This window comes from Protofrankia sp. Cr2, from assembly GCF_963555885.1.
In the GTDB taxonomy this organism is placed as follows: domain Bacteria; phylum Actinomycetota; class Actinomycetes; order Frankiales; family Frankiaceae; genus Protofrankia.
The window spans coordinates 9553-17067 of sequence record NZ_CAUVXG010000072.1; the positions used below are offsets into that span (position 1 = coordinate 9553).

Annotated in this window: 7 protein-coding genes; 5 read left to right on the forward strand and 2 right to left on the reverse strand. The window is 69.2% G+C overall.

Annotated elements, in window-relative coordinates; genetic code table 11:
• Positions 1–267 precede the first annotated feature (267 nt).
• Complete coding sequence (locus U9978_RS21640; RefSeq protein ID WP_322762981.1) at positions 268–654, forward strand: OB-fold nucleic acid binding domain-containing protein; 387 nt, start codon at positions 268–270, stop codon at positions 652–654.
• On the forward strand, positions 651–1382 hold the full coding sequence (locus tag U9978_RS21645) for a DUF3159 domain-containing protein (protein WP_416211087.1): 732 nt from the start codon (positions 651–653) through the stop codon (positions 1380–1382). Before U9978_RS21640 ends, U9978_RS21645 begins: the two co-directional genes overlap by 4 nt.
• Here the strand turns inward: U9978_RS21645 and U9978_RS21650 are convergent.
• Positions 1333–2031, reverse strand: a complete 699-nt coding sequence (locus U9978_RS21650; protein WP_322762982.1) for a TrkA family potassium uptake protein — start codon at positions 2029–2031, stop codon at positions 1333–1335. The genes U9978_RS21645 and U9978_RS21650 overlap by 50 nt on opposite strands.
• Positions 2028–2699 (reverse strand): TrkA family potassium uptake protein, encoded by a 672-nt coding sequence (locus tag U9978_RS21655; protein ID WP_322762983.1) that lies wholly within the window; start codon positions 2697–2699, stop codon positions 2028–2030. The genes U9978_RS21650 and U9978_RS21655 overlap by 4 nt, the downstream gene beginning before the upstream one ends.
• A gap of 120 nt (positions 2700–2819) precedes the next feature.
• Here U9978_RS21655 and U9978_RS21660 point away from each other — a divergent pair, with 120 nt between their 5' ends.
• The 3 genes from U9978_RS21660 to U9978_RS21670 all read left to right on the forward strand — a co-directional run.
• Positions 2820–4949, forward strand: coding sequence for an APC family permease (locus tag U9978_RS21660; RefSeq protein ID WP_322762984.1), 2130 nt, complete (start codon positions 2820–2822; stop codon positions 4947–4949).
• A complete protein-coding gene (locus U9978_RS21665; protein WP_322762985.1) occupies positions 4946–6295 on the forward strand; it encodes a class I SAM-dependent RNA methyltransferase in 1350 nt (449 codons plus the stop codon). Before U9978_RS21660 ends, U9978_RS21665 begins: the two co-directional genes overlap by 4 nt.
• Positions 6296–6565: 270 nt before the next feature.
• The coding region (locus tag U9978_RS21670) for a 1-deoxy-D-xylulose-5-phosphate synthase N-terminal domain-containing protein (protein ID WP_322762992.1) at positions 6566–7515 on the forward strand (950 nt) is incomplete at its 3' end.

Genomic DNA, 7515 nt, shown 5'->3' on the forward strand with positions numbered 1-7515 from the left:
TGCTCCTTGATCCACGCCCCCTATTGCCGGGCGCTCTAACCCCACATGGCGCCTTCGGCGATTACGCTCCAACGGGAAGTGATCGTGTGGCGCCTTCGGCTCAATGTGGGGACCCCGAGCTCGAGACTTGGCCGCTGGGGCGTACGACGGTGGCGGGAACGGCGGCGAAAACCCCATAAGGATGGATGCCGGGCCTGCGACCGGGCACACTGGGGCGCGTTGAAGCGTTGCCTGGGTGTTACGTTCCCGAGTTCAATCGGAGGAGCCGTGGGAGACCGAGGCGGTTGGCTTGGGCGGGTCGTCCACCGGCTGAACGCGGACGATCGGGTGCTGGAGGCGGAAGACCTGCAGCGGACCGTCCAGGCGGCCGGGGCCGTCCCGATATGTGACTGCCACGAGCGCCAGGAGGTGTGCGTCGTCGGCTCGATCCGTTCAGTTACTGTGCGTAGCCACGCCGGGGCGCCGAGCCTTGAGGCAGACATCTACGATGGCAGCGGTACCGTCACCCTGGTGTTTCTCGGCCGCAAGCACATACCGGGAATTCAGGCAGGACGTGCAGTCAAGGCATCTGGGATGGTCATGAACCGGGACAGTCGCACCACCATCTTCAATCCGCGATACGAGTTGCTGCCCGTGTCGTCTGCGAGCGCGTGAACCTCCGAACCCGCGACCCGCGGGTCGCTCCGGCTGCCGACCGGCAGTCCGCGACGTCGCCGACATCCCTGGCCGACGCCATGGGCGGTCCACGCGGGATGATCGACAGTGCGATCCCCACGGTGGCTTTCGTCGCGGTCAACGCCGAGGCGGGGCTGACCGCGGGCATCGCCTTCGCCGTGGCGACGGCGACCGCTCTGGTCGCGCTGCGGGTCGTCCGCCGCGAGCCGGTGCGCCAGGCGTTCTCCGGGCTGTTCGCGGTGGGTTTCGCCGCGTTCGTCGCGTCCCGGACGCACAGCGCCCAGGGTTTCTTCTTGCCCAGTATCATCAAGAATGCCGTCTTTGCCGGCGTCGGCCTGCTGTCGCTGGTGGTGCACAGACCGCTCGCAGGCTTTGTGATGGCCGCGATGGATGCCCGCTACGTCGACTGGCGTCACCACCGCGACCTGCGTCGGGCCGCCGTTCTGGCCACACTGGTCTGGATCATTGTGTTCGCTCTGCGGTTCGTCATCCAGGGTGCGCTCTATCTGGCCGGCGAGACAGGGTGGCTGGCCGCTGCCAACATCGCCCTGGGGCTGCCGTTGTTCGGCGGGGCGATCCTGGCTACCTTCGCCATCGTGCGCCGGCTCGCGCCACGCCAGGCCGTCGCGGACGGACGTGACGGTGCCGCCGGCATGGTTACCGAGGTGGCGGCGAGCCCGCTGGAGTCCCGCCCAGAGCCTGGCTGAGGGCTTCCTCCACATCCCCGCCGGCGCTCACCACGGCGAGCACCTCGTCGCCTTCTTCCAGGGTGGCGTCGGGGGAGGGGAGCACGACCCGCCCGTCCCGCAGGATCGCCACCAGCGCCGCGTCAGCGGGTAGCGCAACCTGCGCGATGGGCGTCCCGATCACCGGGGAGTCCTCGGCCAGGGTCAACTCCACCAGCGACGCGTTGCCCTGCATGAAGCGCATCAGCCGGACGAGGTCACCGACGCTCACCGCCTCCTCGACCAGGGCGGTCAGCAGCCGCGGGGTGGACACGGCCACGTCCACCCCCCACGCTTCGGTGAACAGCCACTCGTTGTTCGGATGGTTGACCCGTGCCACCACCCGTGGCACCCCGAACTCGGTCTTCGCCAGCAGCGAGACGACCAGGTTGACCTTGTCGTCCCCGGTCGCGGCGACCATCACCGCGCACTCCTGGAGGTTAGCGCTCTCCAGGGATGCCAGTTCGCACGCGTCGGCCAGCAGCCAGTTGGCGTGCGGGAGCGCGTCCGTCCGTATCTTGCCCGGGTCGCGTTCGATCAACAGGACCTCGGAGCCGTTGTCGATCAGTTCGGCGGCGATGGAACGGCCGACCTTGCCGGCCCCGGCAACGGCGATCCGACGTGGCCTCATGCGGGCAGACCTTCCTTCGGGCCGGACTTCAGCACGGCCTCCACCTGCGCCGCTCGTGCCTTGGGAAAAGCCAGGTGCAGCGTGTCGCCGTCCTGGATGAGGGTATGAGCATCAGGAAGCAGGCCCTCGCCGAAACGGGTGACACAGGCGACCCGGGCGCGTGCGGCGCCCTCAAGTGAGGACACGCGCAGTCCTACCCAGGATGCGGAGGGTGTCATCTCTGTCAGCAGGATCATGCCGGACGTGTCCGTCCACTCCGGCGTTATGGCATCCGGGACGAGACGGCGCAGGATCTGGTCGCGGGTCCAACGTACGGTGGCGACCGTGGGGATACCGAGCCGTTCGTACACTTCAGCCCGGCGGGGGTCGTAGATGCGGGCAACGACGCTGGTCACGCCGAACATCTCCCGCGCGATCCTGGCGGCTATGATGTTGGAATTGTCGCCGCTGGAAACCGCGGCGAACGCTGTCGCGTCCCGGATGCCCGCTTGGATCAGGGTGTCCCGGTCGAAACCGACTCCGGTGATCATCCGGCCGCTGAAGTCCGCGGGCAGCCGGGTGAAGGCGTCCGGGTTCTGGTCGATGATCGAAACGCCGTGGCCGTACCGGTCGACGCTGCGCGCGAGCGCCGAACCGACTCGCCCGCAACCGAGGATCACCACATGCACGCGGCAGAGCGTAGCCCTCCTGAGCCGGCCCGGTCGATGCACGGGCGGTTTCCAGCAGCGGAGATATCGGTCATCTCACAGCGATGCGATGCCGGTCACATCTGTCGGTAGCATCGCCGCGTGAGGCTCACGGACCGCCTCAAGCGCGGTTTCGTCGGTCGCCCCCTCGGGAGCGACAAGCTCGGCGAGACGTTGCTGCCGAAGCGGATCGCCCTGCCTGTTTTCGGCAGCGACCCGCTGTCCTCGGTGGCGTATGCCACCGAGGAGATCCTGCTTGTCCTGTCGCTCGGTGGTCTGGCCTTCTACCACCTTGCGCCGTGGGTGGCGGGCGCGGTCGTCGTGGTGCTGCTGACCGTCGTCGCCTCCTACCGCCAGAACGTGCGCGCCTACCCCACCGGGGGCGGCGCTTACGAGATCGCGATGACGAACCTGGGGCCGCGGGTCGGCCTCACGGCCGCGAGCGCGTTGCTCGTCGACTACGTCCTCACGGTCGCGGTGTCGGTTGCCGCCGGGGTCGCCAACCTCGCGTCGGCCCTGACCGGCCTGGCCGGCCACAAGGTGCTCATTGCCGTGGTGCTGATCGTCATCTTGACGGTAATCAATCTGCGCGGTGTCCGGGAGTCGGGCACGGCGTTCGCGCTCCCGACGTACGGCTTCATCGTCGGCGTCATGGTGATGGTCGCGGTCGGGTTGCTGCAGACCGCGTTCGGGCACACGCCCCGGGCCGAGAGCGCGAATTATCAGGTGCACGCCGAGTCCGCCTTCGGCGGCCTTGCCACCGTCTTCCTGGCGTTGCGGGCGTTCTCCTCCGGCTGTACCGCACTTACCGGTGTGGAGGCGATCAGTAACGGGGTACCGGCGTTCCGCCCACCCAAGAGCCGCAACGCGGCGAGGACGCTGCTGGCGATGGGACTGATCGCGGTCACCATGTTCAGTGGCGTCACCATCCTGGCGATGATCTCGGATGTCCACGTAGCGGAGGACCCGGCGGATCTCGTCGGTGCAACCGGGACGCAGCGTACGGTCATCGCGCAGGTGGCCGCCGCGGTCTTCGGGGACGGGTCGTTCGGCTTCCTCTATGTCGCCGTCGTCACGGCGCTGATCCTCGTGCTGGCTGCGAACACCGCCTTCAACGGATTTCCGGTTCTCGGGTCGATCCTGGCCAGGGACGGTTATCTGCCGCGCCAACTGCATACCCGTGGCGATCGCCTGGCTTTCAGTAACGGGATCATCACCCTCGCGGCCCTCGCGATTCTCCTGATCATCGCGTTCGACGCCGAGGTGACCAGGCTCATCCAGCTGTACATCATCGGCGTGTTCGTGTCGTTCGTGTGCAGCCAGACCGGGATGGTCCGGCACTGGCAGACCCTCCTGAGAAGTGATGATCCGCAGGCCGCCGACCCGGTCGCCCGCCGGCGTATCCGGCGTTCACAGGCGATCAACTTCGTCGGTGCCTGCGTGACCTCTGTCGTTCTGGTCGTGGTTCTGGCCACGAAGTTCGCGCGTGGCGCGTGGCTCGTCTGTGTGGCCATGCCGGTGATCTTCGTGGTGATGCGGGCGATCCGCCGGCACTACGACCGGGTGGCCCATGAGCTGGCGGCCGAGCCCGGGCCGCCGACGTTGCCGTCCAGGGTGCACGCGGTGGTGCTCGTCAGCAAGATCCACGAACCGGCGCTGCGGGCCCTGGCGTATGCCAAGGCCACCCGGCCCCACTCCCTGGTCGGGCTCACCGTCGCCGTCGATCCGGCCGAGTCCGGTCGGCTGCGCCAGGCATGGGAGGAACGGGGGATCGGCATCGATCTGGTCGAACTCGCCTCGCCCTACCGCGAGATCACCCGGCCGGTGCTGGACTATGTCGCCGGCATCCGACGGGAGAGCCCACGCGACGTGGTCGCGGTGTTCATCCCCGAGTATGTGGTCGGGCGCTGGTGGGAACAGCTGCTGCACAACCAGAGCGCACTGCGGCTCAAGGGGAGGCTGCTCTTCCAGCCGGGCGTGATGGTCACCAGCGTCCCGTGGCAGCTCGCCTCCTCGGAGCAGGCCGGCCGGCGCCCGGACCGGACAGCGCCGGGAGCCGTGCGCCGGGCCACCGGTTCGGCCGCCCCCGCTCAGGCCACTGCCGGGCGGGACACTGCCGGGCGGGACACCGCGGGCACGGACGCTGCAGGCAGGAACACCGCAGGCAGGGACACTGCCGGGCGGGACACCGCCGGCACGGACGCCGGGACGACCGGAGCCACCCGACGATGAGCGGCCACGGGCACCGGCTCGGCCGCCCCGAGCAGGCCGTCGGCGCGTCCGTTGAGGCGTCCGCGCCGGTTGTCGAACTCGACATCGGGTCGGTGGCGCACGGCGGGACGTGTGTGGCTCGTCACGACGGCCGGGTCGTCTTCGTCCGGCACGCACTGCCGGGCGAACGGGTTCGGGCCCGCCTGACCGACACCTCGCACGACCGGTACTGGCGCGCCGACGCGATCGAGGTCCTGGCGGCCTCAGCGGACCGCGTGCCGGCGCCGTGTCCGCATGCCGGGCCCGGCCGGTGCGGGGGATGCGACTGGCAGCACGCCTCCCTTGCCGCGCAGCGGCGGTTCAAGGCCGAGGTGGTCCGCGAGCAGCTGCGCCGCCTGGCCGGGCTCGACTGGCCGGTGGAGGTCGAAGCGCTGGACCTGCCGTCGGGTTCGCCGTTCGACGGTCTCGGCTGGCGCACCCGGATGCGTTACGCCCTGACCGATCAGGGCCAGGTCGCGTTGCGGGGACACCGCTCGCACGAGATCGTCGAGGCGGCGGACTGCCGGATAGCCCACCCGCTCGTGCGTGCCGCGGTCACCGGCCGGACATTTCCGACGACCAGCGCGGACCCGAGCGCCGCTGTCGCCGCCGCTGCTGGTGCCACGGGCGAGGGCAAAATCGAGGGCGAAATCGAGATTGAGGTCGCCGCAAGCGTCTCGAGTGGTAGCACGCTCGTCACACCGGTGACTTTGCATACTACGGAGCGTGGATCCGTCGGGGTCCGCCCGGTTGACGATGAGATCGTGGAGGTGGTCCGCGGGCGTCGGTTCCGGTTGGCTCCCGGGGTGTTCTGGCAGGTTCATCCGGGCGCGCCCGAAGCGCTGGTGGACGCGGTCCTGGCGGGTCTGGCGCCACGTACCGGCGAGCGCGCCCTCGACCTGTACGCCGGTGCGGGTCTGTTTACCGCCGCGCTTGCCGACGCCGTCGGTCCCCAGGGTCTCGTGGTGGCGATGGAGTCCGACCCACAGGCGGTGGCGTCCGCCGCGCGCAGCCTCGCAGACCTCCCGCAGGTGTCGTTGCGCGGAGTGCGGGTCTCGCCCGGATCCCTGCGTGGGCTGGCCGGTACCGGCGCTGACATCGTGGTCCTTGATCCGCCGCGGGCGGGTGCGGGCGCCGGCGTGATGCGCGAGCTGCTCGCTCTGCGTCCTCGGGCGGTCGCGTACGTGGCCTGTGATCCCGCCCCCCTTGGCCGGGACCTCGCCGTTGCCGTCACGGCGGGTTACTCGCTGGTCGGGCTGCGGGCGTTCGACCTGTTCCCGATGACCGCACACGTCGAATGCGTGGCGTTACTGCAGCGGCCCGACTGACCGTCTTATCTCGGTGGACACGCCGTCTCATCGTGGTGGACACGCCCGGCGGGAGCGGCGCGAGCACGCTGCGGCACCGCCGGACGGCTCGGATCCCCTGGGGCAAACGGCGCATCGTAAGCGCCGACCGGTCCCCTTGGAGCCTGTTTGGGACGTGTTCACATGTCCAATCTGTGACCCCGACTGATCCTCTGACCTGCGTAGACTGAGCGGCGTCCGGGGTTGATCCCCCCAAAAGGGGGGCAGGGAGTGCACGGAGAGGAAGTGCCGGTGTCGCTTCTGTCGACCGTCCGCAATCCGCACGATCTGAAGAAACTCGCAGTCGACGATCTTCCCGCACTGGCGGCGGAGATCCGCGACTTTCTCATTCACGCGGTGGCACGCACAGGTGGTCATCTCGGGCCGAACCTCGGCGCCGTCGAGCTGACCATGGCGATCCACCGGGTTTTCGACTCGCCCCATGACCGGATCCTGTGGGACACCGGTCACCAGGCGTATGTTCACAAGATCCTGACCGGCCGTGCGGACGCGTTCGCCGACCTGCGTCAGCGCGGTGGCCTGTCGGGGTATCCCAGCCAGGCGGAGTCACCGCACGACATCATCGAGAACTCGCACGCCTCGACGGCACTGTCCTACGCCGACGGGCTGGCACGGGCGTACGCGTTGCGCGGCGAGTCCCGCTCGGTCGTCGCTGTCGTCGGTGACGGCGCGTTGACCGGTGGCATGTGCTGGGAGGCGTTGAACAACATCGCGGCCGCCGATCGTCCGGTGATCGTGGTTGTCAACGACAACGGGCGTTCCTACGCCCCGACGATCGGTGGGCTGGCCGACCATCTGGCCGCGCTGCGCCTGGCACCCGAGTACGAGCAGGTCCTCGACGTCGTCAAGCAGGTGCTGGGCCGTACCCCGTTGGTCGGTGCGCCGCTCTACGATGCCCTGCACGGGATCAAGAAGGGCATCAAGGACGTCGTCCAGCCGCAGGGGATGTTCGAGGACCTCGGCCTGAAGTACGTGGGGCCGGTGGACGGGCACGACGTCCACGCGGTCGAGTCGGCGCTGCGGCGCGCCCGTGACTTCGGCGGGCCCGTCATCGTCCACTGTGTGACCCGCAAGGGCTTCGGCTATCCGGCCGCCGAGCAGGATGACGCCGACTGTTTCCACGCCGTCGGGGTCATCGATCCGAGCACCGGCAAGCCGGCCGCGGCCGGCGGTGGCGGCGG

Coding starts and splice junctions, on each gene's coding strand:
- U9978_RS21650 (WP_322762982.1), bottom strand. CDS start 2,031: ATGAGGCCACGTCGGATCGCCGTTGCCGGGGCCGGCAAGGTCGGCCGT.
- U9978_RS21665 (WP_322762985.1), top strand. CDS start 4,946: ATGAGCGGCCACGGGCACCGGCTCGGCCGCCCCGAGCAGGCCGTCGGC.